Here is a 26373-nt window from a genome sequence, read left to right on the forward strand (position 1 = left end):
CATATTTGATTTTACTCCAAGGATTTAAGAAATGGATTACAAAGAAAGTATGAATCTCCCTCAGACTGATTTTCCAATGCGTGGAAATCTCCCTAGCAATGAGCCTAGCACTTACAAAAAATGGCAAGAGCAAAAAGCATTTTCTCATATGCAAAGCCAAAGAAACCCCCAAAATAGCTTCACACTCCACGATGGACCTCCCTATGCCAATGGACATCTTCACATCGGACACGCAATCAACAAAATCCTCAAAGACATCATCGTAAAGTTTCATTATTTTCAAGGACAATATCCCTACTATACCCCCGGTTGGGATTGCCACGGATTACCTATCGAGCAACAAGTAGAGAAAAAAATCGGTAAAGAAAAAAAGGATTCTCTCCCCAAAGCCAAAGTGCGAGAGCTTTGCCGTGATTGGGCAAGGGACTTTATCGCAATCCAAAGTCAAGAGTTTCAATCTCTAGGGGTTTTGGGGGATTTTGACAATCCTTATAAGACTATGGATTTTGACTTTGAGGCTGATATCTATGAAGCCCTCTGCCTCATCGCTCAAAATGGGCTTTTGGCTCAACGCTATAAGCCTATTTATTGGAGTTGGGCGGCTAAGAGTGCATTGGCTGAGGCTGAAGTGGAGTATCAAGAGAAAGAGAGTGATTCTATCTTTGTAGCTTTTGCTTTGAGTGAGGGAGATAAGGCAAAGCTAGGGGTAGAGAAAGCGTCTTTTGTGATTTGGACGACGACTCCTTGGACGCTTCCTGCTAATGTGGCGATTGCCTTGAAGCCTAATGAGACTTATGTATTAAATGAAGAGGGATATATCGTTGCTAAGGAATTACTAGAGAGTTTGGTACAAAAAAATGTCCTAAAAAGCTCAAAAATCCTCAAAGAGTTCAATTCCAATAGCCTTGAAAGACTCAAAGCCATAAACCCCCTCAATGGGCGTGAGAGTTTGATTATCCTAGGAGAGCATGTAAGTATGGGAGATGGGAGTGGATGTGTGCATACTGCCACAGGGCATGGGGAAGATGACTATAAAGTGGGGCTAAAATACTCGCTTCCCACCCTTGTGCCTGTCGATGATGAGGGGAATTACAACGAACTCATCGTGCTTGAGGGATTGCTTGATAAAGAGTTTTTGGGGAAAAATATCTTCCAATCTCAAGAAAAGATTATGGCACTTCTAGGGGATTCACTCCTTAAACACACCAAAATCAAACACTCCTATCCACATTGCTGGAGGACTCACCAACCCGTGATTTTCCGAGCTACAACGCAGTGGTTTATCCTTATGGATAAGCCTTTTTATAATGGCAAGACTTTGAGAGAGGTGGCACTAGAAGAGCTAGAAAAAGTGGAGTTTTATCCCTCAAGTGGAAAGAATCGACTTAAAACAATGATTGAAAATCGCCCTGATTGGTGTATCTCAAGACAGAGGGATTGGGGTGTGCCTATTGCGTTTTTTATCGATAAAAAGAGTGGGGAAGCCCTTTTGGATAAGGAAGTAATGGAGCATATCCAAAGCATTTTTAGAGAAGAGGGGTGTGATGCGTGGTGGAGCAAGAGCATTGAGGAGCTTTTGCCCCCAAGTCTAGCGCATAGAGCAGGGGAGCTAGAGAAGAATGTAGATATTTTAGATGTGTGGTTTGATAGTGGAAGCACTTGGAAAGCTGTGCTTCAATCAAGCAAATATAACGCAGGAAATTACCCTGCAAACCTCTATCTTGAGGGAAGCGATCAGCATAGAGGGTGGTTTCAAAGCTCACTTCTAGTCTCTTGTGCGATTAATGCCAAAGCCCCTTTCTCAATCGTGCTAACTCACGGCTTTACGGTTGATGAAAATGATGAAAAGATGAGCAAAAGCAAAGGCAATGTGATTCTCCCTGATGAGGTTATCAAAGAGTTTGGAAGTGAGATTTTAAGACTATGGGTGGCAAGTAGTGATTATCAAAATGACTTAAGGGTAGCAAAATCCACTTTTAAACAAGTCGCAGAAACTTATAGAAAAATCCGAAATACGATTAGATTCCTTCTTGCAAACACCAATGAATGCAAAGAGATTTTAGGACTTGAGAGCTTCTCAAAAATCGATAGATGGGCTTATCAAGTGGCGATGCAGACTTTTGATAAAGTGCAAGAGTGTTTCCAAGAATTTGACTTTGTCAAAGGATTGTCAATCTTGCAAAACTTCATCACAAACGAGCTAAGTGGGATTTATCTTGAGCTTTGCAAAGATAGTCTGTATTGTGATAAAGTCGGAAGCAAGGGCAGAGAGGCAAGTGTAAGTGTGATGGCAATCATTGCTAGAGAAATGCTATTTTCTATCGCTCCGATTTTGACATATACAGCAAATGAAGCTTTGAGCTATGCAAGTGAGGCAATCACTGAGGGCAAAATCAAAGATGTATTCTCCCTCACACGCTCTCCTTATCGCTATGAAGTCAATGAGGATTTCACAGAGTTGCTAGAGATTAAAAATGCTTTTGAATCCACTCTTAACACCCTCAAGCAAGAGGGTAAAATCAAAAGCTCACTAGAGCTAGTGGTAGAGAGTGATTATGATTTTGAAGCTCTTGATGTATGGCTTATCGTGTCTGAGAGTGTCAAAAAGGGCGAGGGTGAGAGAGTGGCAAGTTTTGAGCTCAATGGCAAGAGCTTCATACTTCTTAAAGCCACAAAATCCAAATGCCCTAGATGTTGGCGATATCTTTCAATCGATGAAAACACGCCTTGTGAGCGATGTGCTGAGGTGCTAGGAAACTAGCTCCTCTTCTATGCTTTTTTGGATAAAAAATTAAAAATTTTTCTCTTTTTTTGGGTTTTTCCTGCCATGAATTCCCAAAGTTCTGGAGCAATTAAATATCTAGGATGATTTGTTGGAGCAAAAGATAAATTTTCAAGCTCACCAACCTTGTCTTTATGAACAAAAAGCATAATGTTTTGTCGATACCAATAATCTATATTTGTATTGTTCCATAAACGATCTCTTAGAATATCAAAGCAGAAAAAATCACGCTCCATAAACAAGTCAGCCCAATATTTTGGAGCTTGTTCATTAACATGGTGAACCCCTCCTTGAAATGGAATTGCGGCAGAAAACAGAACAATCTTTGAAAGTGAAGTGAGTAGGGTTATAAAATTTTTAGAGTATTGTTGATCTAAATGTTCTGCAACTTCAAGAGATTGAACTAGGTCATATCCCCCCCCCCCAAGATCAAGGTTTTTAATGATGGAAGAGGCACTGTCTGTGAGATTTGCTTGTCGATATTCATCACTCTTTAAGAAGCTGTAAGATTGAGTCACCTCATTTCCATCTATTCCTAAGACTCTTATGTTGTTATCAATTTCCTTCCAAGCTTTTAGCCAAGTACCTACACCACAACCAACATCGATAATGCTTTGAATTTGTGGAAATACTTTTCTGATTTCATGGAGAATTTCTCTAGCAGATTTTAAACTCCCTTCGTATTGTTGCAAATAAAAGTTTTCATCATAAATTATTTTCTTTCCCATAAGTTTCCTTTTGTGTTTTTTGAATTATATCAATTGTTGAAATCGTTTGCTGTGAAAAACAAAAAGCATTTTTTTAGGGAATGCCAATCCTTCTCTATAATTAGCTATAATTCCCCAAAATCCCAATAAAAGGCAGATATATGTTTGGACGCTCCAAAAGAGAACAGCAATTAGAGCAACTTGTTAAAGAGTTGCAAGAGAAAAACCAAGAGTTGCAAGGCTCACTTCTTCAAAAAGAAAACGAGCTTTCAAGACTTCAAGCCTCACAATCTCACAACGATCAGGAGCTTACAAAGTTTTATAATGAAATGTTTAAGATGATGACACTATCTTGCTCTAAAAACCTCAAAATTCTTCAGGAGAATTTTGCAGATTCTGTGAAAATGCTAGAGGGCACGAAAGATACTTCTATGCAGAATTTCAAGCAAACCAAAGAGCTAGAGCAGAGCATTTCAAGCACCGTGGTAAATGCCAAAGAAAAGCTAGAGAAATTCCAAGTGCTTATCAATCAAGTTTATAAAGATTTGGATTCAATCACAGATATTATCAATCTCATCACTGGAGTAAGTGATCAGACAAATCTCTTGGCACTCAATGCCGCTATTGAGGCTGCAAGGGCAGGGGAGCATGGAAGAGGGTTTGCTGTGGTGGCTGATGAGGTAAGAAAACTAGCTGAAAAAGCCCAAAATGCCACTAAAGAGATTGAGGCAAATATCCAAATCCTCAAGCAAAATTTCTCAGATGTGCAAATCTCCACAGGGGAGATTGCCAAAGAAATGGGCAATATCGGAGATGAGGTTGAGAAGTTTGGAGAGGTGGGAGAGAACTCTATGCATATAGGAGAGGATTCAGAAAATGTGCTTGATGCGACATTTATCGGACTTGTCAAGCTTGATCACTTGCTGTTCAAAATCAACACTTACAAGGCAATTATCGAAGATGACAAAGAGCTTAAACTTGCCTCTCATCACGATTGCAGATTGGGTAAATGGTATGAGAGTGGCATTGGAAAAGTGCAGTTTGGGCATTTACCCCACTATGCAAGTCTTGAGAATTCTCACGCCTCAGTGCATAATTCATTCAAAGAAGCAGTTAGACTATTTAAAGAAAGGGGGCTAGAGGGTGGAGCAGAGAAAATGATGGAGAGCTTCAAACTAGGCGAGAGTGCTTCTGATGAGGTGGTGGCAATTTTGGATAAATTGCTTGATGAAAAAATGGAGCTTGATCACAAAAGAGAGCAAAAAAGGGAGCAAGAAAACAAAGAAAACTCTTGATAGAGCAACCAAGATATTGTAAAATGATAACCATTCTTATAATTGATTGGAGTAGAAAATGCAAGAAACTTTGAATGATATTCAAACTTATGGTTATATCGTTTTGTTTGTGTATTCAATGGGTGGGGGATTTGTGGGGATTGTGGCAGCAGGAGTGCTTTCAGCTCTTGGAAAGCTTGATTTGTCCCTCTCTATCCTCATAGCGTGTTTAGGGAATATCGCAGGAAGTATGCTTCTAGCTTATCTCTCAAGATATCAAAAGCAAGATTTCCAAAAATACCTCCACAAGCACAAAAGGAAAATCGCCCTAGTGTATCTCTATCTAAGGCGTTATGGAATCTTGCTGATTTTTATCAATAAATTCATCTATGGATTTAAGACGATTTTACCCCTAGCTATTGGGCTTAGTCGCTATTCATTCAAGAAATTTTTCTTTTTTAACGCTTTGGCGTGTTTGCTGTGGGCTGTGAGTATTGGGCTATGCTCTTATTGGGCTTCAGATATGGCTGTGGCAGTGTTTGAGAAGATTCAAAGCTATCCTTATATTATGCCTTTATTCTTATTCACGCTTGTGGGTGGGATACTCTTAACTCTTTGGATAAAGTCTAAGAAAAAATCTTAGAACATATCCCTCTCCCAAAAGAAATCGATCCAATCCTCAGGGGCTTTGATGAAGAAATCAGCTTGGATTTGGGCTGTGCTTTTTTGGAAAATCGCACAGGTGTAGAAATTGTGATTGGGGTTGAGATTTGAGAGAGTTTGCACGATTTCTTTAAGGCTTTTTCCACTATCGACAATCTCATCAACGATAAGAATGTTTTTGAAATTTGAGGGGATTTGAGGAATGTTTTTGATGATAAGCTCTCCTTGAGTGCCATTGTGATAGGAAATGGCATTGAGTGTATAAACCTCTCGCAAATCCCATCTGAGTGAGAGCATATGAGCAATCGTCAATCCACCTCTAGCAATAGCAATAATCGCATCAGGCTTTCCAATCTTATTGTCAATCTTGCTATACAACTCTCTTGCATCACTCAAAAACTCTTCATAAGGGTAATACTTCATTTTCTCTCCTTTAATAAACCTTGATAATGTGATATAGACTATCTCGCTCAACAGGGCTAAATCCTGCATCTTTGATTTTATAGACCAAGTCTTCTAGCTCGACTCCATTGGCACTTTTTGCCCCTGCCCTTGATTGGATACTCTCTACTTGGATTGTCCCATCAATATCATCAGCTCCAAACTCTTGAGCCACCAAAGCAAGGTTTAGCCCCAAAGTTGCCCAATATGCTTTGATATGAGGGATATTATCCAAAAGGATTCGGCTTATGGCTATGGTTTTGAGAATCTCTTGGGCACTTGGGAAGTGCTTGACATTGAGATAGTTGTTTTCTTTTTGATAGAGCAGTGGAATAAAGGCGTTATATCCTCCCCCATTTTGGGTGTTTTGCATTTGCTTAAGTCGCAAAATATGCTCGATTCTATGCACTCTCTCCTCAATATGTCCAAAGAGCATTGTCGCATTGCTGTGGCGTCCCATTTTGTGCCAAAGGGAGTGAATCTCTAGCCACTCATTGGATTTAACCTTGCCCTGACAGATGATTGCTCTAATTCCCTCATCAAAGATTTCAGCCCCACCTCCAGGCATAGAATCCACTCCTGAGAGAATCATATCCTCTAGCACTTGAGAGTAGCTTTTGCCAAATTTTCTTGAGAAATAATCCACTTCAGCCGCTGTCATTGCTTTGATATGAAGTGAGGGGAAAGCTTTTTTAATCTCTTTAAACATTCCCATATACCACTCATAAGTATAGTTTGGAGAGTGAGAGCTGACGATATGCACCTCTTTTGCCCCTTTTTTGTGGGCTTCTTCTACATTTTGCATAATCTCTTCCAAACTCATCTCATAAGCGTTTGGATTTTTTCTACTTGCTGAAAATGCACAAAATTTGCATACATCAGAGCAAATATTGCTAGGGTTGATATGGCGATTGATATTGAAAAAAACTTGTTTTTGGAACTTTTCTTGTCTTATTTTATCAGCCACTTCTCCAAGAGTGAAGAGATCATAATCATAGAGTTTGACAAGCTCTTGGGGGGTTAGCTCTTTTTTGTCAATCACACACTGCAAAATATCCATAATCTTCCCTAAGCATTAAAATAAAGCCAAATTTTAGCAGTTTCTTTAGCCTCCTGTATAATAAAACGCTCTAGCACTATGTTGATTTTGCTCATTATCCCATTGATTTTTTTCAGGTTTGTTATGCACGGAGAGTTTGAGAGCCTCTTTCATCGCTGTAATATCCCCACTCAAAATCGCCTCTCTAGCACTGACTGCCTCTTGATAATACAAGCAAGGGCAGATTGTCCCCTCACTTGTAAGTCTAATGCGATTGCAACTTTTGCAAAAATCATCATTATGAGGGGCGATGATTCCAAACACTCCCCCATTTTCTAGCCTAAAGCTCTTTGCTGGTCCAATGGTTTGTTTCTCAATGGGTGAAAGGGTGTATTTTTGAGAGATGAGAGCAAGAATCTCTCTTTCGTTTAAGCCCTTCAAAGAAGAGTTTGCGTGAGAGTTTTCCATAAACTCAATATAGCGAAGGATAAAGCCATTTTCCAAACAAAACTCAAGCATATCTAGCACTTCATCATCATTCACTCCTTTGAGTGGAACCATATTGATTTTGATAGGAAGCCCTACCTTCTTGGCTTCTTGCAATCCCTCTAGCACATTTGGAAGTGCGTCGCGTTTGCTGATGAGTTTGAGGCGATTTTCTTTGAGGGTATCAAGGGAGACATTGAGGCGATCAAGTCCTGAATCTTTAAGAATTTTGGCATATTTTTTTAGAAAAAATCCATTTGTAGTAAGGGCAAGTTCTACTGAAGGACTATAAGCTCTAAGAGAGGAGATAAAGTCAGACAAATCATCTCTAAGCAATGGCTCTCCCCCTGTGATTCGAATCTTTTTAATCCCCTCATTAATGGCAATTTTTAAAAACTCTAATGTCTTATCAAGTGGAATCATTGAAGAATCCAAAAAATCTTCAGGTGTATCTGGCATACAATACTGACATCTAAAGTTGCATTGCTTGGTAACAGATATACGAATATATTCAATTTTTCGTCCAAAGGTATCAACTAACATTTTATAAGCTCCTATAACCAAGCATTATATTTTTGTAAATATAACGAAAAGTGCAAAGTTTAAGCAAAAAAATCTTAATATGCTAGAAATAATCTAGGTTTTTGGAGAAAATTTTGAAAAAAGTGCCTTGCGTGATTTTGTGTGGAGGGAAAAGTTCAAGAATGGGGAGCAATAAAGCCCTGCTTCCTTTCTCCCATATCCCTTTGGCTCAATATATGTATAAAAGAATGCAAAAAATATTTGAAAATGTGTTTTTAGTGGCAAAAGATAGCACCCCCTTTAGCTCTTTTGCTCCTCATTTTATCCAAGAAGAAGGAGAGGTTTATGCCCCATTAATTGGCATAGAGAGGGCATTGGAGAGTTTGAGAGAGCAAAGGGCATTTTTCTTGAGTGTAGATACGCCTTTTATTGAGCAAAAGGAGATTGATTTGCTCTTTGAGAGGGTAAGAGAGGAGCAAATCTTTTATGCCAAAACCCCACAAAAGAGCCATTATCTTTGTGGGATTTATCATTATGATACATTGCCTATTATCAAAGAGATGATAGAAAAAGAGGACTTTAAAATGTCCCAACTTATCTCTAGGGTTAAGAGTGGTTTTGTAGAATTTGATGATGAGAGTATTTTTAGCAATCTCAACACCCCACAAGATTATCAAAATGCATTAAAGAGGTTAGAGCAAAATGGCTGATGAAGAAGAAAAAACCGAAGCCCCCTCCTCACGCAAAATTGCCAAAGCAAGAGAAGAGGGCAATGTCGCCAAAAGTCCTGAAGTTACAGGATTTTTGGGGCTTATCATAGGACTTGCTCTTATCTTTTTGCTTTTTAATTATTGGGTTGAGGGTTGCTCTAAGGTTTATTATCAAGTGATGCACTTGCTTGGCAATGAAATGAGTGTAGAAGATAGCTTAAATCTTGGCTTTTCTTTGGTGATTGAGATTTTTAAAATGATTGCTCCTATGTTTTTGGGATTGATAATTGGGGGGATTTTTGGCAATGTGGGGCAGTTTGGATTTCTTTTTAGTCCTAAGGTGATTGCTCCTAAATTCTCAAAGATCAATCCCATAAATGGACTAAAAAATGTCTTCTCTCTCAAAAAGGTTTTAGAGGGGTTGATGATTACCTTTAAAGTCTTGCTTTCTTTTGGAGTGGGAATCGCCGTGTTTATTGGCTTTTGGGGAGAGCTTCCTACAATGGGGCGACTCAATCTCTTTGATCAAATGATATGGTTTAAAGACAAAGCGATGATACTCATTGGGGTATTGCTAGTGGTTTTTGCAATCTTGGCAATGGCAGACTTTATGATAAAAAAATACCAATACACCAAATCTTTGAAAATGAGCAAAAAAGAAGTCAAAGATGAGCATAAGCAACAAGAAGGAAGCCCTGAGATTAAGCAAAAAATCCGACAAATGCAAATGAAAGTGGCAATGAGTCGAATGATGAAAAATGTCCCTTCAGCCTCTGTGGTAGTTACTAACCCCACTCATTATGCTGTGGCAATTAGATTTGCCAAAGAAGATAGAGATCGCTTTGGTGTGCCTGTGGTGGTGGCTAAGGGAATCGATCATCTTGCAATCCGTATCAAAGCCATTGCAAGAGAGAATGAAATCCAAGTGATAGAAAACCCACCCCTAGCACGCGAGCTTTATGCAAGGGTTGAGGTGGATATGCCAATCAGTGATGATATGTTTGCAGCTGTGGCAACACTTCTTAAAGAGGTGATTAGACTAGAGAGCTTGCAAGGTAAGAAAAATCGTTTTAATTTTGAGGATTGATTTTGATATTATTTTAATTTTTTAGTTTTTAATATAGAGAGTAATTATGGCAAGAGTAAGAGGTTATAGAAGAAAGAGTAATTATAAGGGTTTTGTGATTGTGGTTTTTATCATTGCAATCGCTTCATTGCTTTACTTTGCAAGTCGTTCAGATATTTTTGAAAAAGTCCCTCCCAAGATTCTTATCCCCCAAGATTTGCGATTTTGGAATCCCAAAAATGCTATTCCTATCAGCTTTGAAGATAGCAGTGCAATCAAATCTTACTCAATCGTTGCTGTGCGTGAGAATGGCGAGAGGCTTATAGATATTCAAGAAGTGGTGCTAGATAAACCCAAAGAGGTTAAAATCACTCTCCCCACCCCTCAGGGCAAACTCTGTGATGAAGAGAAAATCATCTATGAAATATCTGTTACAGATTGGAGTAATGCAAACTTTTTCAGTGGCAACACCACCACAAGGAAAATCGAGCTAAGTATTGATACCACTCCCCCAAAGGTTGAGCTATTGGCCTCTTCTTATGCAATCAATTATGGTGGAAGTGCATTGATTGTCTTTAAAGCTCAAGAGAAAAACCTCAAAAAGCTTGTCTTTAGCAATGGGGTTGATGAGTTTATCCCTTTTCCCTATATCGCCAAAGATTACTATGCCACTCTTGTAGCGTGGCCTGTGAAAAATAACGCATTCTCTCCCACAATCATCGCCACAGATTTGGCAGACAATCAAACCCAGTATCGTGTAGGGATTGTCAAAAGACTAAAGCCATATAAAGACTCTACACTCAAAATCCAAGATAAATATTTTGAGAAAATTGATGCAATGCTTTGGGAACAAGCTCCACAAGAGAAGTTTGAAAACCAAGCCTCAAAGTTTAAATATCTCAATGAAACAATCCGAGCCAAAGATGAGGGATTGATTTTTAGAGCTTCAAATGATTTCACTCCTCATCTCATCACTCACCCTATCGCTTTTGAGCGATTCTATCCACTCAAAGGAGGAATGGTCGTGGGGCATTTTGCTGATAGTCGGCATTATTTTTATAAAGAGCAAAATATCAGCAATTCCTATCATATGGGGCTTGATTTGGCAAGTGTGAAAAATGCTCCTATCATTGCCTCAAATGAGGGGGTTATAGTCTTAGAGCAAAAGCTAGGAATCTATGGCAATACAATCATTGTCTATCACGATTTGGGAATGGCTTCACTCTATTCTCACATTTCAGAATTTGGAGTTAAGCTAGGAGAGAAGGTCAAAGAGGGAACAATCCTAGCCAATACAGGCTCAACAGGTTGGGCTTTTGGAGATCATTTGCATTTTGGGATTCTCATTCAAGGGCATTTTGTCTCTTTGGCTGAGTGGATGGATAATAAATGGATTCAATCCAATATCACTAGCGTTTTTCAAAAGGCACAAAAAACTATTTTAAGGGAGCAGAGATGAAGCAAACAACGATAAAAAAACACGTAGAAGTCGTGGGTGTGGGATTGCATAAAGGAGTGCCAGTAAAGATGAGCTTTGATCCACTCCCCCCAAATAGTGGGATTGTCTTTTTTCGCACGGATAAAAATGTCAGAATCGAACTCAAGCCTGATAATGTCGTAGATACGACAATGGCAACCGTGATTGGAAAAGATGGCGTAACCATTAGCACCATAGAGCATTTGCTTTCAGCCATTTATGCCTATGGGATTGACAATCTCTTAATCAGTGTAGATAATGAAGAGATTCCCATAATGGATGGAAGCTCTATTGCGTATTGCACCTTGCTAGATGAGGCAGGGATAGAATACCTTGATGCCAAGAAAAAAGCCATAGAGATAAAAAAACCTATTGAAGTCAAAGATGGCGATAAATTTGTGAGAATTGAGCCAAGCAAAAGAACGGTATTTGATTTCAAAATCCTCTTTGATCACCCAAGCATTCAGCACCAAAACTATCGTTTTGAGTTTAGCACACAAGCTTATAAAGAAGAAATCGCTAGAGCTAGGACTTTTGGATTTTTGCACGAAGTCAATTATTTGCGTTCCAAAGGACTTGCTCGTGGTGGTGGGCTAAATAATTGTATTGTGCTAGATGAGAATGGGATTTTAAACAAAGAGGGATTAAGGTATCAAGAAGAGTTTGTGCGACACAAAATCCTTGATGCAATCGGAGATATGGCAATTTTGGGAATGCCTTTGCTTGGCACTTATGTATCCTTTGCAGGAAGTCATCGCCTCAATCATCTTCTCACTAAGCAGATTTTGGCACAAAATGAGGCTTATGAACTTGTAGAGCTTCCTGATGAAGAGGTAAGCTATGAGGTGGAGTATGCATACGCAAAAGAGCAATGATTTAGTTCTAATTTCAGCCTCTTCCCCGATTTTGTGTGGAATCTATGAAGAGGGGCAGTGCAAAGAGGTATTTAGATATGAAGATAAAACCCTCAATGCCCTCACAAAAATCGCTCAGATTATCAAAGACAGAGAGATAAAAAGGATTTTTTATGCCAAAGGGCCGGGGAGTTTTACAGCTATTAAGCTCACTCATATCTTTCTTCAAACCTTGCAAATCATACAAGGAATCAAGCTTTATTCTCTTGATTGTTTTTATTTCAATGATAATTCTCCCATCAAAGCCTTTGGGAATCAATACTTCATCAAAGAGGGGGAAGAAATCATTCTAAAGAGTTTTGAAGAAGTAGAGTGCAAAGATTTTGCATTGCCAAAGATTCTAAGAAGTGAAGATTTTGGCACTTGTAATGAGCCTTTGTATGTCTTACCCCCTATATAAGGAGAGAATTTGGTTATAAGCGTTCCTGCCACAAGTGCAAATCTAGGGCCTGGTTTTGATTGTTTGGGGTTATCACTCAACTTCCGTAATCGCTTTGAGATTATCCCTGCGACTAAAACAAGTGTGCAAATCAGTGGAGAGGGTGTGGGGAGATTGAGGGCTGATGAGAGCAATCTATTTGTAAAGATTTTTAGAGAAACTCTAAGAGAGTTTGGGATAGGAGAGGAGCATTTTGCCTTTAAGTTTCACAACCAAATCCCTATCTCAAGGGGGCTAGGAAGTAGCTCAGCAATGATTGTAGGGGCAATTAGTGGAGCATTTTTATTTGCAGGAAAACGCCTTGATAAAGGGGCGATTCTCAACAAGGCTTTAAGATATGAGCATCACCCTGATAATATCACCCCTGCCACTTTTGGGGGATTTACAATCTCAATGCTAGAGAAAAATAAAGTCTTCTATCTCAAACAAACCTTGCCAAAAACTCTCAAAGCTGTGGTGGTTATCCCTGATAGAGCGATGAATACCAAATACGCTCGCTCTATTCTCCCCAAGCGTTATAGCGTGGAGGAGTGCGTGTTTAACCTCTCTCACTCTAGCTTTTTGAGTGGAATCTTTTGGAGTGGGAAATGGGAGTTTTTGAAACTTGCAAGTAAAGATATGATGCACCAACGCCAAAGAATGGATACTTTCCCAATCCTCAAAGAAGTGCAAAAAACAGCCCTCAATCACGGAGCTTTGATGAGCACACTTTCAGGAAGTGGATCAAGTATTTTTTCACTTTGTTATAGCGATGATGCACCCCAATTACACAAGGTGCTTTCCGATCGCTTCAGAAACTTTAGAGTTTTGGCACTTGAATTTGATAATTTGGGTGTTCTCAAACAAGGCTAAAATGGTAAAATGCTTGAAGTAAAAATTTACAACTCATTCAAATTTGCCTCTCTCAAAACTCAGAGAATGTGTGTGGTTTGCAGACAAAAATATTTGCAAAGCACAATGATGAGGTTGTGTGTAAAAAACGAAAAGATTGAGGTATTTTGTGGTTTTGGTAGAAGTTTTTATCTCTGCAAAGAGTGTGCAGACAAGCCCAAGAGTGTGGAGAGGATTCTCAAAAGCAGAAAGCTCAATACTCAAGAAAATCAAATTCAACTAAAGGAGATTATAACCTTATGGCAATATCAATCAAAGAATTTGCACTAGAACTTGCAATGAGCAACCCCAAAGAGGCGATAGAAAAAGCCAAAGAGATTGGGATTGCAGTCAAAAATGTTAGCAGTGAGATTAGTGATGAGGACGCACAAAAATTGTCTGAATACATTCTAAGTGGCAAACTTCCACAAAATGCAAAAAAAGCTCAAGCCCCCAAAGAAAAGACAAGCAAACCTCAAAGCAAAACTTCTAAGACTGCCAAAAAAGCCCAAGAAGACAAAACAGAAGAGAAGATAAGCAAAACCCCCAAAGCCCCTAGCACCCCTAAAGTCCAAAAAGAAGTAGAGGAAGCAAAAGAGAGCAAGACTACAAAAGTAATCAAAGAAGCCACTCAAGAGCTAGGAGAGAAAAACAATCTTGAAGCTAAGCGTATGGGGATTACGATTGTAAAAAAGAGCAAAGAAAGCATCCCTGCCCCACAAATTCAAGAAGAGAAAAAACCCCTCTCCACTCCAAATATCAAAGATCTCTTTAGCGAGAAAATCACTCAAGATGATGAAGATGAGGAGCTAAGAGTAAAGCCTAAGAAAAAAGAAAAACCAAAAGTGCAAATCTCTCACAAACAAAACGAGCAAAAAATGGACTTTGATCGTGAGTTTGGAAGCTATGAAGATGAGAGTGATGAGATTGTGCTTTTTGACTTGCACGAGCAAGAGATCAAAAACGAAGATGAGGAAAATCGCAAAAAACAAGCTCTAGTGGATAGAGTGCAAGTGCAAAAGCGAAACAAATGGATGAATGAAGGTTCAATCCGAAGAGATAAGAAGAAGAGAAAAGCCCCTGTGGTGCAGATAGAGAAGAAGAATGCTCAAAGTGCGATTTCTATCCCTGAAGAGATTAGAGTTTATGAGTTTGCAGATATTGCAGGGCGAGAGCTTAGAGATGTGATAGGGGCACTCTTTAAACTTGGAGTAATGGTAACCAAAAACGACTTTTTGGATCGTGATGCTATTGAGATTTTGGCTGAAGAGTTTAGTATAGAGATTTCTTTCCAAAACATTGTCCCTGAGATTGAAGTGCAAGAAGAGGAGGGACTAGAGAGCTATGAGCGTCCTCCTGTGGTTACGATTATGGGACATGTGGATCACGGAAAAACCTCTTTGCTAGATAAGATTAGAAACTCAAGAGTAGCTAGTGGAGAAGCAGGGGGGATCACTCAGCACATTGGGGCATATATGGTGGAGAAAAATGGCAAGTTGATTTCTTTCATTGACACTCCAGGGCATGAGGCATTTACAGAGATGAGATCAAGGGGAGCACAAGTTACAGATATTGCTATCATTGTCGTAGCTGCTGATGATGGAGTGAAGCAACAAACAATCGAAGCCCTCAACCACGCCAAAGCTGCCAATGTGCAAATCATCATCGCAATCAACAAAATGGATAAAGAAAATGCAAATCCTGACAAAGTCAAGGCTGAATGTGCCGAGCTTGGATTTACCCCAAGTGAGTGGGGTGGAGAGTATGACTTTATCCCACTCTCAGCCAAAAGTGGAGAGGGGATTGAGGACTTGCTAGAAAATATCCTAGTTCAAGCTGAACTTATGGAGCTTAAAGCCACGCATTCAAACAAAGCCAAAGCCATTGTTTTGGAGGGAAGTTTGGAGAAAGGCAGGGGGCCTGTGGCGACAGTGATTGTGCAAAATGGAATCCTAAGGGTAGGAGATCCAATCGTTGCTGATACTGCCTATGGGCGTGTGAGAGCATTGCTCAATGACAAAGGAGAGGCAGTCAAAGAGCTTTATCCCTCAGGTGTAGCAGTGGTTACAGGACTTTCAGAAGTGCCAAGTGCAGGAGCAACTTTGATGAGTGTAGAAAATGATAGCGTGGCAAGAGAGTTTGCAATGCAAAAAGCAAGTTACCTCAGACAAAAAGAGCTAAGCAAAAGCACAAAAGTAAGCTTTGATGAGCTAAGTGAAATGGTTGCAAAAGGGCAACTCAAATCCCTTCCTGTCATCATCAAGGCCGATACTCAAGGCTCACTAGAAGCTATCAGAGCAAGTTTGGAGAAACTCAATAACGATGAGGTGGCAATCAATGTGATAAGCTTTGGCGTAGGGGGGATTTCAGAGAGTGATATCACTCTAGCAAGTGCTTCAGAGAATTGTGTGATTTTGGGATTCAATGTTCGCCCCACAGGAAGTGTCAAAAACAAAGCCAAAGAATTAGCAGTAGAAATCAAAACTTACTCAATCATCTATGCCTTGCTTGATGATGTCAAAGCTTTGATCTCAGGAATGATGTCGCCTGTATTTGAAGAAGAAAACACAGGACAAGCAGAAGTAAGAGAAACATTCAATATCCCCAAAGTCGGCACGATTGCAGGGTGCTTTGTGGTCGATGGAAGCATTCAGAGAGGAATCAAAGTGCGACTTATCCGAAATGGTGTTGTGGTGCATAATGGAAGTATCGCTTCACTTAAGAGATTCAAAGATGATGTCAAAGAGGTGGCAAAGGGATATGAGTGTGGGATAATGCTAGAGAATTACAATGATGTAAGAGTAGGTGATGTGTTTGAAACCTACAAAGAAGTAGCCAAAAAGCAGAGCCTATGAGTGAAATCAAACTTCAACGCTCCCAAGCTCTTCTCCTAGAGCTAGTTTCAGAAGCTCTAAGTATGCTCTCAAACCCCACTCTAAACTCTCTCTCAATCACTCAAGTGCTTTGCTCTCGTGGGAAATACAATGCTGAAGTATTCATCGAATCAAGTGATTTTTCCCCTCAAGAAAAATCTCTAATCCTTAGAGAACTCAAAAAAGCTGAAGGGATTTTAAGAGAGCATATCCTAAGCTCTAGTGGGTGGTTTAAATGCCCCAAACTTAGCTTCAAGTTTGATGATAGTCTAAAAAGTGCAAACTCTTTGGATAAGATTTTTGCTCAAATTGCCAAAGAAAGGGGAGAGTAAATGATAACTCCAGCATTAGAAGAAAAACTAGCCAAATACATTAAAGGCTGTGATTGTGAGCTTTATGATATTGTAATGCTCAAAGAATTTAATCAAGACATTCTAAGGATTTATATCACTTCCAAAGAGGGAATTACCCTTGATAAGTGCCAAGAGGTTTCCAATCTCATCTCCCCCTTGCTTGATGTAGAAGTTCCAATCGCTTCAAAATATATCCTAGAAGTTAGCTCCCCAGGGATTGAGCGAGTGCTAAAAAAGCCAAGCCACTTTGCCCTCTCACTCGGAGAGAGAGTGGAAGTAAAAATGATGGATAAAACAATCCTAGAGGGAGTTTTGCAAGAGTGTGATGATGAGGGCTTTGTGATTGATTCCCAAAAAATTCCTTACTCTCAGACAAAAAAGGTAAAAACGATTTTTCAATGGTAGAGCTTGATGAGATTATTCTTGATTGGCTGATTAGCAAAACTTGGGAATATCAAACCCTAGCACTCCCCAACCCTAGTGTAGGGGCATTAGTCATCAATAGCAAGGGAGAAATCCTCTCTTGCTCCTTTCATCAAAAAAGTGGAGAAGCCCACGCAGAGCTTGAAGCAGTCAGAGAAGCACTTGAGGGCTTGGGGGTGCTAGAGGAGAGTAAAAACCTCAATGCGTGGGAGCTGTATGAGAGGATACTAAGCTCACACAATGGAGCTTTGAGGGAGTGTAAAATCTATTGCACTCTTGAGCCTTGCAACCACGAGGGCAAAACCCCCTCTTGCTCCAAACTCCTAGCAAATCTAGGGATAAAAAAAGTCATCTATGCCCATAAAGATCCCACCCCTTGTGCAAGTGGAGGGGGAGAGTATCTAAGAGCTTGTGGGGTGGAGGTGGAGGAGTGTTTAAGAGAGGGGGCAGAAGAGTTGCTTTATCCTTTTTTGTGTTTGCAGACAAAAGGGCATTTCAACCTCCACAAAATCGCTCAAAGACTGAATGGCAACTACAAAGGAGGGCAAATCTCCTCCCCACTCACTAAAGCCTTCACTCATACCCAAAGAGGGGTCGCCCAAAGCCTAGTTATCTCAGGCAAAACGATTTTGAATGATAAACCTAGACTTGATTTACGCTGTGCGTTTAGGAAAGATAGGGAAGAAATCCCCATAAAGATTCTCACCACTCAAAATCTAGCCCCCAAAGACTATGAATGTATCGCCTCTTCAAATATCAGCATTCATCACACTATCCACACTCTAGGGCTAGAGAGTGGGTTTAATCTCATTGAGGGGGGATATACATTGCTTGAGAGTTTGAGAGAGGAGCTTGATTGTCTTTTGCTTCTTTACTCTCCTAGCTTTGAGGGGGAGAGTGAGAGGGTGGCAAGGAAACTAGAGCTAAAAGTCTTGCATACTCAAAAACTTCAAGGAGGAGATGTTGCCCTATGGCTACGCCCATAACTCGCCTTTATCAGCTCTTTGATGGGTATTGCTACAATAGTGATAGCCTGTTTCTCTATGACTTTGCCAAACCCTTTTTGAGAAAGAATCAAGTCTTGCTTGATGTGGGGTGTGGAAGTGGGATTTTGGGGAAATTAGCTTATAGGGATTTTGCCCTCAAACTCTCAATGATAGAGAGAGATGAGATTATGGCATTTTTGGCTCAAAAAAATGTCCCAAAAGCTTCAGTAATTTGTGGGGATTTTCTTGCCTTTGAGAGTGAAGAACATTTTGATATTTTGCTCTCCAATCCCCCTTTTTATCGCAGTGAAATCCTCCCCTCTCAAAACTCAAGAGTGAATCACGCTCGAAACGAAAATTCAATGCCCCTTAAAGAATTTTTTTACAAATCCAAAAGACTCCTCAAACCCAATGGGAGTTTGATTTTTTGCTATGACGCCAAAGAATCTCATCGAGTGTTTTATGAACTCAAAAATGAGGGTTTCAACGCTGAAGTAGCGAGATTTGTGTATCCAAGACTTGATAAAAATGCCACTCTCCTTATGATAAAAGCAAAGATTCAAAGTAAATCAAGTCTAAAAATCCTCCCTCCACTGCTTACCCATATCGGAAAAAGCCAAATGGAAAACTCACAAGAGGTTAGCGAAATTTACAAAGCTTGCAATACTTATAGTATCAAAGTTTTTTCTCATGACATTAACTTGAAATAATCAAATAAGTATTAGAATGCCAAATTTAATTTTCATAGAAAACACAAAGGAGAAAAAATGCTATTAAAAGATGAAATGGCAAAGGACGGAGATTTTTTATTCCGATATCGCAGTTATATTCCACTAGTAATGATTCCATTACTGATTTTATCCCTCTTGAGTTTTGATCAAGAGCTGTTTTCAATCGGCAAAAATGGAAGTGTGGATTACAACACCCCACTTGTAATCGTCGCTCTAGTGGTAGGGTGTGTGGGGCAGTGGATTAGAATCCTTGTAGCAGGATATGTCCCTCAAGGCACAAGTGGGAGAAATGTGCATGGACAAGTGGCTAACTCACTCAATACCACAGGAATGTATTCACTTTGTCGCAATCCTCTCTATCTAGGCAATTTCTTGATGATGATTGCTCCAATGATTTTGCTAGGAAATTGGCTTTTGCTTCTAGCTTTTGGTGCTTTGTTTTGGATTTACTATGAGAGGATTATCTATACTGAAGAGAGATTTTTGGAAGGTAAGTTTGGGGAAGAATACACTAAATGGGCTGAAAACACCCCTGCATTTTTCCCTTCATTTAAAAACTACAAGAAAAGTGTCTTAGGATTTTCACTCAAAACAATGCTTAAGCGTGAGTATCATTCATTTTTTGGACTTACAACCTCTTTGCTTGTAGCAAATTATCTCATCGTTTCAATCTCGTCAGAAGATTGGACGATTACAATCGATCCGATTTTGCTTGATGTCTTTATCGCCTCAGCAGTGTTCTATCTCATCATTCGCTTTATTGTGAAGAAAACTCGCTATTTCCATGTAGAGGGGAGATAATCCCTCTCTATCTCCCTCTTCTTGGATTTATCTTGGCGTAAGACAATAGTAGAATTTCCCCCTCTCCAGTTTCCATATTTTTTTTGATTGATTTTGATTGACTCAAAAGCATAAAAAGAAAAAATTTGATATTATTTATTCTTTTATTTTTTTAATTACATAGGATTTTTATGGCAAAAGCAATTCTAGATGGTATCAATAGACTAAAAGACAAGCTTATTGACTTGACAAAAAGAAATAAGCTAATTAAATATTCCAAAAATAAAACCCGCGATCTTGCAATCATCAATGAGAGTCTTGAGGGCTTATATACTCAATTAGTCCTTGAAGAAAAAGCTATGGAGTTTATTGCACTACCTGATCCACAGAGTGATGAAGAAAAGGAATTGAGCAAAAAGGATTGGGCAAAAAAACTAGGGCTCTCTTTAGATAATATTTTTAAGAATTCACAAGAAGTGCAAAACAAAAATCAAATTCAAACTCTTCATTTTTCTGATGAGATGAATAAGATTCTATTGAAAATTTTTAGAGATTCAAGAGCTTGCGAACAAGAAATGGGGAGAAATATGCTCTACTTGTGTCTTGGTTTTTTGAAATGGAAAGAAGTTCAGTATTCTGAAGAATATTTGTTATCCCCAATAATCTGTATCCCGATAGAGATTACAAAATCTAAATCTTCTTTGTTTCCAAATTTCTCTCTCCACTTTGCTAATCAAAATGAGGTAGATATCAATCAGGCACTCAAAGAAAAACTGAGAGTTGATTTTGATATTACTTTTCCTGAGTTTGACAAGTGCGATTGTTTGGATTTTTTTCAAAAATTGTCAAAAATTATCAAAGACAGGGAGGGGTGGGAGATCAAAAGTGATATCGCAATAGATTTTTTGAGGTTTGAAAAAATCTTGATGTATCAAGATCTTAGAGATTGGAAGGGCAAAACGCCATTGGAAGACATTGAAGTATTCAAAGATATATTTCAGGGGAGAGAATCTGATGGGGAATATTTTTCTCAAGAATATGAAATTGACGACCCCTTACATAATGAGTTAAAAAATTATCCCTTAGTTGTAGATGCTGACTCGTCTCAGCATAGTGCGATTATTGATGCAGTGCAAGGCAAAAATATTATTATAGAAGGTCCACCAGGAAGTGGAAAATCTCAGACAATTACAAATATTATCGCTTCATTTCTTTCTAGAAAAAAAACAGTATTGTTTGTGTCTGAAAAATCTGCGGCACTTGATGTGGTGTATCGAAGACTTAGGCAGGTTGGATTGGGCGATTTTTGTTTGGAGTTACATAGCAACAAGACAAAGACTTCTCGTGTATTGGAGAGCATTAGTAATAGAATTAAGAAAGAGCAAGAGAAAAACAAGACACTTAAAGAACATATTTCTCAAATAGAGGCTAAAAAACAAGAAATTAAAGAATATCTTGATGTTTTGCATCAAAGCTATGGCAAGAGTGAAGAAAAGATTTTTAGGATTTTTTGGAAAATAGAAAGGTATCACAATGTTAGCAAGATATTAGATTTTGATATAGAAGATGCTGATTGTTGGGATCGTGATAAATTATTAAAAATACAAAGAGAGCTTGATGATTATGAGGGGTTATATCAAGAGATTAGACAGAGTAGAACAAATTTGGATTTTTGGAATGGCTTGGATATTCAAAACTTTAGCGAGGTAGAAAAAGAAAAAATCATCAAAAATATTCTTTCTACGAAAGAAAATTTAACAAATATTTGCAACCTATTTGGTTCTTTGGGAATAGAGGATACGGTATCAGAAGTTAAGAATGCTGAGAATTTTTTTGAAATTGATTTTCAGGATCAAGGAGATGAGTATTCTTGTATGGTTGTTCTCTTTAACAAAATCAATCAAAAAATCACAGAGCTTGAGAAAGAGGTGGGGGTTAAGAATTTAGAGCTTGGAGAGTATTGTCAAATTTTAAAAATTGTAAAATATATCAATACAATTTATTATGACTACTACACAAAGATAACCCCTCAGATGCTTGATTATGATATGGATATGCAAATTGAGCGTTTTAAGGAAATGAAGAGAGAATTTCTTCAATGTAGAAATGAGGTTTTAGAATTTGCTTTAGAAATTGATGATATAGAGCAGAAGAGCTTTGATGAGTGGTGTAATATTGAAAAAATTATTCAAAAAAATAAAGATTCGTTATTTGCTATTTTCTCTAGTCATTATCGTCGTGCCAAGACCGAGCTTCAGGAGGCTATGCAGGAAAAATTACCTAAAGATAAAAATAAGTGGATTGTTTTCTTAAGAAAAATAAAAAAATATTTTGAGACAAAAGAAAAGCTCACTCAAGATCAAGATTTTGCTTTGGCTTTTGGAAGTTTTTTTAAAGGATTGGATACAGAGATACAACAGATTGAAACTATTCACAAATGGCTCAAAGGGTTTCAGGAGTCTTTTTCTCAAAATGAGATTCAAAATTTTGTAATTAGAAAAATTTCCTCTTCAGTCATAAGAAGCCTAGAAAACACAATGGAGGATATTCAAGAACTTGATATTCTCATAAAAAACAAAAGAAAAGAATGCAAATGGGATAAGAGTTTTCAAGATGATTTGTTTGAAATGAATCCACTTGAGATAGAAAAATTCTTGCTGAGTGCGTGGAAGATTATCCATTCTCAATTATCTGATTGCACAAAACAAAAGCTTCTTGCCAATTTTGATGACATTCTTCCACTATGTGAAATTCGAGATGAATTGAAGAAGACAAAAAATCAAATGAAAGAAAGCTATTTGAATTTTGATAGGTTTTTTGCTACTTGTCATTCAGTTTTGCAATGCGTTCAGAAGGTAGAACAAGTAAAGACAGCAAAAGAAATATTGTCAAGATGGGTATCTTTCCAAAGAGCTTCTTTGTTTTTATCATCACTTGGGCTTTCTGCCATTGTTGATAGAGTAAAAATGCAACAAGATGACAATGCAAGATTTAAAGAGATTTTTTTATATAACTTCTACCATTCATTACTAAAAAAAGCCTTTTTAGAGTTCCCAATCCTTGAAAGATTTGAAAGAGTAGCATTTGAAACTGCGATAAGGGAATTTAAACGATTGGATAGAGAATTGTTTAGCCTCAATCAGAAAAGGATTGCCCATGATGCAATGTCTTACCCAAATGTTGATTATGGAGCATATTTGGGTGGAAGTGCAAAGGATAGAAGAGAGCGTGGGCTGATTGAAGCAGAAATAAAAAAACAAAAACGACATATTACTCTGAGAGATTTGATAAGAAGAGCACCCAAATCATTACAATCCCTCAAGCCTATTTTTATGATGAGTCCCCTATCTGTTGCTCAGTATCTAGATCCTGAAGCAATAAGCTTTGATGTACTTATCATTGATGAGGCATCACAATTAAGACCAGAGGAAGCATTGGGTGCAATAGCAAGGAGCAATCAGATCATCATAGTGGGAGATCCAAAACAGCTTCCACCAACAGATTTTTTCTTGAATAAGAATGATGACGATGATGAAGAGGAGAGCAATGTAGTAAGCGAGAACGAATCTATCCTAGATGCTTGTTTGAGTATATATCGCCCCATTAGGCAGTTGCGTTGGCACTATCGTTCAAGACACGAGGATTTAATCCGTTTTTCAAATTCTAAATTTTATGATGGGAATCTTGTTGTTTTTCCATCACCAAGAAAAAATAGTGAAGATGAGCTGTTGGGAATAGGGTATCACTATGTTGAAGGAGCAAGATATGCTAAAGGTAGCAGAACTAATATTCTTGAGGCAGAAAAAGTTGTGGAATATTTTTTGGAGCTTATAGAAAAATATCCACAAAAATCCATAGGTATAGCAACTTTTAATAAAACTCAGTGCAGTTTGATTCAAGATATGATTGATACTCAGGAGTTAAGCAATGGCTTATTGCAAGACTATTTAGTGAAATGGCAAGAAAGAGAAGAGCCATTTTTTGTCAAAAACCTTGAAAATATTCAAGGAGATGAGCGAGATATTATCCTGATCTCAACAACTTATGGTAGAGATCCTGAAACGGACAAGCTTCATATGAGATTTGGACCAATCAACTCTCATTATGGGTGGAGAAGGCTCAATGTTATTTTCACTCGATCAAAAGAGAGAATGGAAATTTTTACTTCAATGAAATCAAACGAGCTTATTACTTCTGAGAGTACTCATAGGGGAGTAAGGGAATTGAAAGCGTTTTTGGAATATGCCGAAAAAGGATTCTTGGAGGGATTGCCAATCGAAACAGAAAAAGACTTTGATTCCGATTTTGAAATATCTGTTTTTAATGTCTTGCGAGAATTTGGTTTTGAAGTAAAACCACAGGTAGGAGTATCAGGGTATTTTATTGATCTTGCAGTCAAATCTAAGAGCGAAAATCAAGGATATATTTTGGCTATTGAGTGTGATGGTGCTACTTATCACTCATCAAAATCTGCAAGAGATCGTGATCGCCTACGGCAAGAGGTTTTGGAAAGATTGGGGTGGAGTTTTCATCGAATTTGGTCAGTAGATTGGTATAAAAATCGTGATTTCGAGATTGACAAGCTGATAAAACGAGTAAGAGAGGCACAAATAGAGTTTGATTCTAAATTCTAGTAAAATCTAAAATATAGTTTTGTGTTCTCCTCTAAGGCTTTTAACCTTAGAGAATAGGGGTTATTGAAGTGGGGTGGAGAAACCGATTTCTACTTGAGTCCAAGTGTAGCCTTGATGAAGTGTGCCACACACTTTGATAAGGCTTTGCAATGCTCCCTCAAGTTTGAAGCTCAAAAGATCTAGCACACCTTTGGCTTCTAGTTTGCCCTCTGTGATTGTGTATTGCATAGGGACTAGGACAGACTTTTTATTCATACTCACCTTTGCTAGGAATGTGCCTTGATTCTCCCCTTCCATTACTTGAATGATTTTTACACTAATCTCAGGACTTGCAAACTTTGAGAAAAACGCCTCAGAGAGGTTTTTCTTGGCTTCAGGGTTAGCGACATTGAGGTTTTTGAGAGCGATTTTTGCACTTGCACCCTCAAAAATCTCTTTGAGATTGCCTTGAGTCTTCTTAAACTTATAGTTTGCATTGCTAAATGAGCCTTTTACAGGGGTTTTGTTGGCAAGTTTATAGCCTACCCAATACATCTCAATCTTGCTTGAATCCACACTTGCACCAAAGCAAAGCCCCATAGCGACAAACACGCCCAAAATCATCTTTTTCATTTTCTACTCCTTTTAAAAATATGCCTAATTATAAATCCCTAGTGTAAAAAATGTCGTTTAAAAGTGAAGTAGATTGGGATTTTGTGAGAGTTGGCACACTCTATCACTTCATCATCTCTGATACTTCCCCCTGGTTCAATAATCGCACTCACACCCATTGATACAGCAAGCTCTATACTATCTTTGAATGGGAAAAACGCTTCACTTGCAAGCACACATCCCCTCAAATCTAGCCCCATATCTTGAGCCTTTAGCATTGCATTTCTTGAGGCATCGACTCGACTTGTCATTCCCATTCCTATCCCTACCAAAACGCCATTTTTGACATAAGCGACGCAATTAGATTTGGTAAGAGCCACGATTTTATAGGCAATCTCTAAATCTCTTTTTTGCTCTTGAGTGGCTTCATAATCCCCCATTCTTTGGGCGTTGTCTATCTCTTCTTGAGTGATACAGTCAGCCTCCTGGATTAAAAACCCTCCCATAATGGACTTGAAACTCACTTTTTGGGTAGGGAGAGAGAAATGAGGGAGTTTGGGGGTGAGGGAGAAGAGCTTGAGCTTTTTCTTGTTTGAGAGAAACTCTAGGGCTTGTGGGGTGAAGCTAGGGGCGATTAGCACTTCAAAAAAGCTCTCCCCAATCTTTTGGGCTAACTCTAAACTCACTTCAGCATTGACTGCCACCACCCCTCCATAGGCTGAGAGAGTATCGCAAGAGAGAGCAAGGCTGAAAGCCTCTAGGGGGTTAGAGTGCAGGGCAAAGCCACAAGGGTTGCCGTGCTTGATGATACAAACGCTATTTTGGAAGTTTGAGGCGATTTTGAGGGCTGAATCAATATCGGTAAAGTTATTGAAACTTGGCTCTCCTTTGAGGATTACAAAATGCTTGAGAAAGTAATCCCCTTGAGCGTATAATGCCCCTTTTTGATGAGGATTTTCCCCATAGCGAGGGGTAAGGACTTTCTCCCCTGAGAGAAAGATTTGCTCCCCAAACCCACCATTAAATCGCTCATTCATATAATTAGCAATCAAACAATCATAACTTGCTGTATGAGAAAATGCTTTTATCATCATCTCTCTTCTAAACTCTAGGGTATTCTCTCCATTCCTTAGTCGCTTAAGCACTTGAGGATAATCGCTTGGATTAGTTACTACAAGCACACTTTGGAAGTTTTTTGCCCCTGCTCTTATCATACTTGGCCCACCAATATCAATATTTTCCACAATCTCCTCAAAATCTTGAGTTCTCTCAATGGTTTGTTTGAATGGATAGAGATTGACACAGATGAGATCAATTGGCTCTATACCCTCTTCTTGGGCGTCTTTTTGGTGTGAGAGAGAATCTCGGCGATAGAGAATCCCCCCTGCGATTTTGGGATTGAGGGTTTTTACTCTACCATCAAAAAGCTCTTTTGCTCCTGTGTAGGAAGCAATATCTATCACTTCAAGCCCAGAGTCTTGCAAGACTTTCAGTGTCCCACTTGTGCTTAGGATTTTATATCCACACTCAATCAGCCCTTGGGCAAACTCGATGATATGACTCTTATCGCTAACGCTAAGTAGAGCATACATTTTTCTCTCCTTTTGGTATG

Annotated in this window: 23 protein-coding genes and 1 pseudogene; 18 read left to right on the forward strand and 6 right to left on the reverse strand. The window is 38.8% G+C overall.

Features of this window, described 5'->3' with window-relative positions; translation table 11 throughout:
• The first annotated feature begins 31 nt into the window (after nt 1-31).
• Nucleotides 32-2761: an isoleucine--tRNA ligase gene (gene ileS / locus CQA58_RS01405; protein WP_115568932.1), complete on the forward strand. Its 2730-nt coding sequence runs from the start codon at nt 32-34 to the stop codon at nt 2759-2761.
• A gap of 8 nt (nt 2762-2769) precedes the next feature.
• Here ileS and CQA58_RS01410 read toward each other — a convergent pair whose 3' ends face one another.
• Nucleotides 2770-3510 carry a class I SAM-dependent methyltransferase gene (locus tag CQA58_RS01410; protein ID WP_115568933.1) on the reverse strand — a complete coding sequence of 247 codons (741 nt, stop codon included), beginning with the start codon at nt 3508-3510 and terminating at the stop codon, nt 2770-2772.
• Nucleotides 3511-3920: 410 nt separating this feature from the next.
• On the opposite strand from CQA58_RS01410, the pseudogene CQA58_RS08445 reads away from it, so the two are divergent.
• The 3 genes and pseudogenes from CQA58_RS08445 to CQA58_RS01420 form a co-directional block, all read left to right on the forward strand.
• Nucleotides 3921-4256, forward strand: a pseudogene (locus tag CQA58_RS08445) (methyl-accepting chemotaxis protein); the annotation flags it as partial.
• 84 nt (nt 4257-4340) lie between these two features.
• Nucleotides 4341-4784 carry a CZB domain-containing protein gene (locus CQA58_RS08450; RefSeq protein WP_245942741.1) on the forward strand — a complete coding sequence of 148 codons (444 nt, stop codon included), beginning with the start codon at nt 4341-4343 and terminating at the stop codon, nt 4782-4784.
• A 58-nt stretch (nt 4785-4842) separates the two neighbouring features.
• Complete coding sequence (locus tag CQA58_RS01420) at nt 4843-5406, forward strand: DedA family protein (protein WP_115568935.1); 564 nt, start codon at nt 4843-4845, stop codon at nt 5404-5406.
• On the opposite strand, the gene CQA58_RS01425 is transcribed toward CQA58_RS01420, so the two are convergent.
• Genes CQA58_RS01425 through moaA form a run of 3 tightly spaced genes read right to left on the reverse strand, consistent with a single transcriptional unit; the run spans nt 5403 to nt 7935 of the window.
• Nucleotides 5403-5849 carry a phosphoribosyltransferase gene (locus CQA58_RS01425; RefSeq protein WP_115568936.1) on the reverse strand — a complete coding sequence of 149 codons (447 nt, stop codon included), beginning with the start codon at nt 5847-5849 and terminating at the stop codon, nt 5403-5405. The genes CQA58_RS01420 and CQA58_RS01425 overlap by 4 nt on opposite strands.
• Nucleotides 5850-5859: 10 nt before the next feature.
• On the reverse strand, nt 5860-6927 hold the full coding sequence (mqnE, locus tag CQA58_RS01430; protein WP_115568937.1) for an aminofutalosine synthase MqnE: 1068 nt from the start codon (nt 6925-6927) through the stop codon (nt 5860-5862).
• Nucleotides 6928-6972: 45 nt separating this feature from the next.
• Nucleotides 6973-7935 carry a GTP 3',8-cyclase MoaA gene (gene moaA / locus CQA58_RS01435; protein WP_115568938.1) on the reverse strand — a complete coding sequence of 321 codons (963 nt, stop codon included), beginning with the start codon at nt 7933-7935 and terminating at the stop codon, nt 6973-6975.
• A gap of 122 nt (nt 7936-8057) precedes the next feature.
• On the opposite strand from moaA, the gene mobA reads away from it, so the two are divergent.
• From mobA to CQA58_RS01505, 14 genes are all read left to right on the forward strand, one after another.
• A complete protein-coding gene (gene mobA / locus CQA58_RS01440; protein ID WP_245942743.1) occupies nt 8058-8624 on the forward strand; it encodes a molybdenum cofactor guanylyltransferase MobA in 567 nt (188 codons plus the stop codon).
• A complete protein-coding gene (flhB, locus tag CQA58_RS01445) occupies nt 8617-9711 on the forward strand; it encodes a flagellar biosynthesis protein FlhB (protein ID WP_115568940.1) in 1095 nt (364 codons plus the stop codon). The genes mobA and flhB overlap by 8 nt, the downstream gene beginning before the upstream one ends.
• A 46-nt stretch (nt 9712-9757) precedes the next feature.
• Nucleotides 9758-11149: a M23 family metallopeptidase gene (locus CQA58_RS01450; RefSeq protein ID WP_115568941.1), complete on the forward strand. Its 1392-nt coding sequence runs from the start codon at nt 9758-9760 to the stop codon at nt 11147-11149.
• Nucleotides 11146-12042 carry a UDP-3-O-acyl-N-acetylglucosamine deacetylase gene (gene lpxC, locus CQA58_RS01455; RefSeq protein WP_115568942.1) on the forward strand — a complete coding sequence of 299 codons (897 nt, stop codon included), beginning with the start codon at nt 11146-11148 and terminating at the stop codon, nt 12040-12042. The genes CQA58_RS01450 and lpxC overlap by 4 nt, the downstream gene beginning before the upstream one ends.
• On the forward strand, nt 12020-12481 hold the full coding sequence (locus tag CQA58_RS01460) for a hypothetical protein (protein ID WP_115568943.1): 462 nt from the start codon (nt 12020-12022) through the stop codon (nt 12479-12481). The genes lpxC and CQA58_RS01460 overlap by 23 nt, the downstream gene beginning before the upstream one ends.
• A gap of 9 nt (nt 12482-12490) precedes the next feature.
• Nucleotides 12491-13372, forward strand: a complete 882-nt coding sequence (thrB, locus tag CQA58_RS01465; RefSeq protein ID WP_115568944.1) for a homoserine kinase — start codon at nt 12491-12493, stop codon at nt 13370-13372.
• A 9-nt stretch (nt 13373-13381) separates the two neighbouring features.
• Nucleotides 13382-13681: a DUF448 domain-containing protein gene (locus CQA58_RS01470; RefSeq protein ID WP_115568945.1), complete on the forward strand. Its 300-nt coding sequence runs from the start codon at nt 13382-13384 to the stop codon at nt 13679-13681.
• Nucleotides 13651-16245: a translation initiation factor IF-2 gene (infB, locus tag CQA58_RS01475; protein ID WP_115568946.1), complete on the forward strand. Its 2595-nt coding sequence runs from the start codon at nt 13651-13653 to the stop codon at nt 16243-16245. Before CQA58_RS01470 ends, infB begins: the two co-directional genes overlap by 31 nt.
• The gene (gene rbfA / locus CQA58_RS01480; RefSeq protein WP_115568947.1) at nt 16242-16595 is read left to right on the forward strand and encodes a 30S ribosome-binding factor RbfA; all 354 of its coding nucleotides are present in this window, start codon (nt 16242-16244) and stop codon (nt 16593-16595) included. Before infB ends, rbfA begins: the two co-directional genes overlap by 4 nt.
• Nucleotides 16596-17021, forward strand: a complete 426-nt coding sequence (locus CQA58_RS01485) for a ribosome maturation factor RimP (protein ID WP_115568948.1) — start codon at nt 16596-16598, stop codon at nt 17019-17021.
• Complete coding sequence (ribD, locus tag CQA58_RS01490) at nt 17015-18025, forward strand: bifunctional diaminohydroxyphosphoribosylaminopyrimidine deaminase/5-amino-6-(5-phosphoribosylamino)uracil reductase RibD (RefSeq protein WP_115568949.1); 1011 nt, start codon at nt 17015-17017, stop codon at nt 18023-18025. The genes CQA58_RS01485 and ribD overlap by 7 nt, the downstream gene beginning before the upstream one ends.
• Entirely contained in the window at nt 18010-18735 is a 726-nt protein-coding gene (locus CQA58_RS01495) for a tRNA1(Val) (adenine(37)-N6)-methyltransferase (protein ID WP_115568950.1), read from the forward strand. Before ribD ends, CQA58_RS01495 begins: the two co-directional genes overlap by 16 nt.
• A gap of 57 nt (nt 18736-18792) precedes the next feature.
• A complete protein-coding gene (locus CQA58_RS01500; protein ID WP_115568951.1) occupies nt 18793-19557 on the forward strand; it encodes a methyltransferase family protein in 765 nt (254 codons plus the stop codon).
• A 170-nt stretch (nt 19558-19727) separates the two neighbouring features.
• Complete coding sequence (locus tag CQA58_RS01505; RefSeq protein ID WP_115568952.1) at nt 19728-24170, forward strand: DUF4011 domain-containing protein; 4443 nt, start codon at nt 19728-19730, stop codon at nt 24168-24170.
• 60 nt (nt 24171-24230) lie between these two features.
• Here CQA58_RS01505 and CQA58_RS01510 read toward each other — a convergent pair whose 3' ends face one another.
• Both CQA58_RS01510 and purH read right to left on the reverse strand, forming a co-directional pair.
• Complete coding sequence (locus CQA58_RS01510; protein ID WP_115568953.1) at nt 24231-24782, reverse strand: YceI family protein; 552 nt, start codon at nt 24780-24782, stop codon at nt 24231-24233.
• 38 nt (nt 24783-24820) lie between these two features.
• Entirely contained in the window at nt 24821-26353 is a 1533-nt protein-coding gene (gene purH, locus CQA58_RS01515) for a bifunctional phosphoribosylaminoimidazolecarboxamide formyltransferase/IMP cyclohydrolase (protein WP_115568954.1), read from the reverse strand.
• Between the last annotated feature and the right edge of the window lie 20 nt (nt 26354-26373).

This window comes from Helicobacter brantae, from assembly GCF_003364205.1.
Taxonomy (GTDB): Bacteria; Campylobacterota; Campylobacteria; order Campylobacterales; family Helicobacteraceae; genus Helicobacter_G; species Helicobacter_G brantae.

Coding starts and splice junctions, on each gene's coding strand:
- ileS (WP_115568932.1), top strand. CDS start 32: ATGGATTACAAAGAAAGTATGAATCTCCCTCAGACTGATTTTCCAATG.
- CQA58_RS01410 (WP_115568933.1), bottom strand. CDS start 3,510: ATGGGAAAGAAAATAATTTATGATGAAAACTTTTATTTGCAACAATAC.
- CQA58_RS08450 (WP_245942741.1), top strand. CDS start 4,341: ATGCATATAGGAGAGGATTCAGAAAATGTGCTTGATGCGACATTTATC.
- CQA58_RS01420 (WP_115568935.1), top strand. CDS start 4,843: ATGCAAGAAACTTTGAATGATATTCAAACTTATGGTTATATCGTTTTG.
- CQA58_RS01425 (WP_115568936.1), bottom strand. CDS start 5,849: ATGAAGTATTACCCTTATGAAGAGTTTTTGAGTGATGCAAGAGAGTTG.
- mqnE (WP_115568937.1), bottom strand. CDS start 6,927: ATGGATATTTTGCAGTGTGTGATTGACAAAAAAGAGCTAACCCCCCAA.
- moaA (WP_115568938.1), bottom strand. CDS start 7,935: ATGTTAGTTGATACCTTTGGACGAAAAATTGAATATATTCGTATATCT.
- flhB (WP_115568940.1), top strand. CDS start 8,617: ATGGCTGATGAAGAAGAAAAAACCGAAGCCCCCTCCTCACGCAAAATT.
- CQA58_RS01450 (WP_115568941.1), top strand. CDS start 9,758: ATGGCAAGAGTAAGAGGTTATAGAAGAAAGAGTAATTATAAGGGTTTT.
- lpxC (WP_115568942.1), top strand. CDS start 11,146: ATGAAGCAAACAACGATAAAAAAACACGTAGAAGTCGTGGGTGTGGGA.
- CQA58_RS01460 (WP_115568943.1), top strand. CDS start 12,020: ATGCATACGCAAAAGAGCAATGATTTAGTTCTAATTTCAGCCTCTTCC.
- CQA58_RS01470 (WP_115568945.1), top strand. CDS start 13,382: ATGCTTGAAGTAAAAATTTACAACTCATTCAAATTTGCCTCTCTCAAA.
- infB (WP_115568946.1), top strand. CDS start 13,651: ATGGCAATATCAATCAAAGAATTTGCACTAGAACTTGCAATGAGCAAC.
- rbfA (WP_115568947.1), top strand. CDS start 16,242: ATGAGTGAAATCAAACTTCAACGCTCCCAAGCTCTTCTCCTAGAGCTA.
- CQA58_RS01485 (WP_115568948.1), top strand. CDS start 16,596: ATGATAACTCCAGCATTAGAAGAAAAACTAGCCAAATACATTAAAGGC.
- ribD (WP_115568949.1), top strand. CDS start 17,015: ATGGTAGAGCTTGATGAGATTATTCTTGATTGGCTGATTAGCAAAACT.
- CQA58_RS01495 (WP_115568950.1), top strand. CDS start 18,010: ATGGCTACGCCCATAACTCGCCTTTATCAGCTCTTTGATGGGTATTGC.
- CQA58_RS01500 (WP_115568951.1), top strand. CDS start 18,793: ATGCTATTAAAAGATGAAATGGCAAAGGACGGAGATTTTTTATTCCGA.
- CQA58_RS01505 (WP_115568952.1), top strand. CDS start 19,728: ATGGCAAAAGCAATTCTAGATGGTATCAATAGACTAAAAGACAAGCTT.
- CQA58_RS01510 (WP_115568953.1), bottom strand. CDS start 24,782: ATGAAAAAGATGATTTTGGGCGTGTTTGTCGCTATGGGGCTTTGCTTT.
- purH (WP_115568954.1), bottom strand. CDS start 26,353: ATGTATGCTCTACTTAGCGTTAGCGATAAGAGTCATATCATCGAGTTT.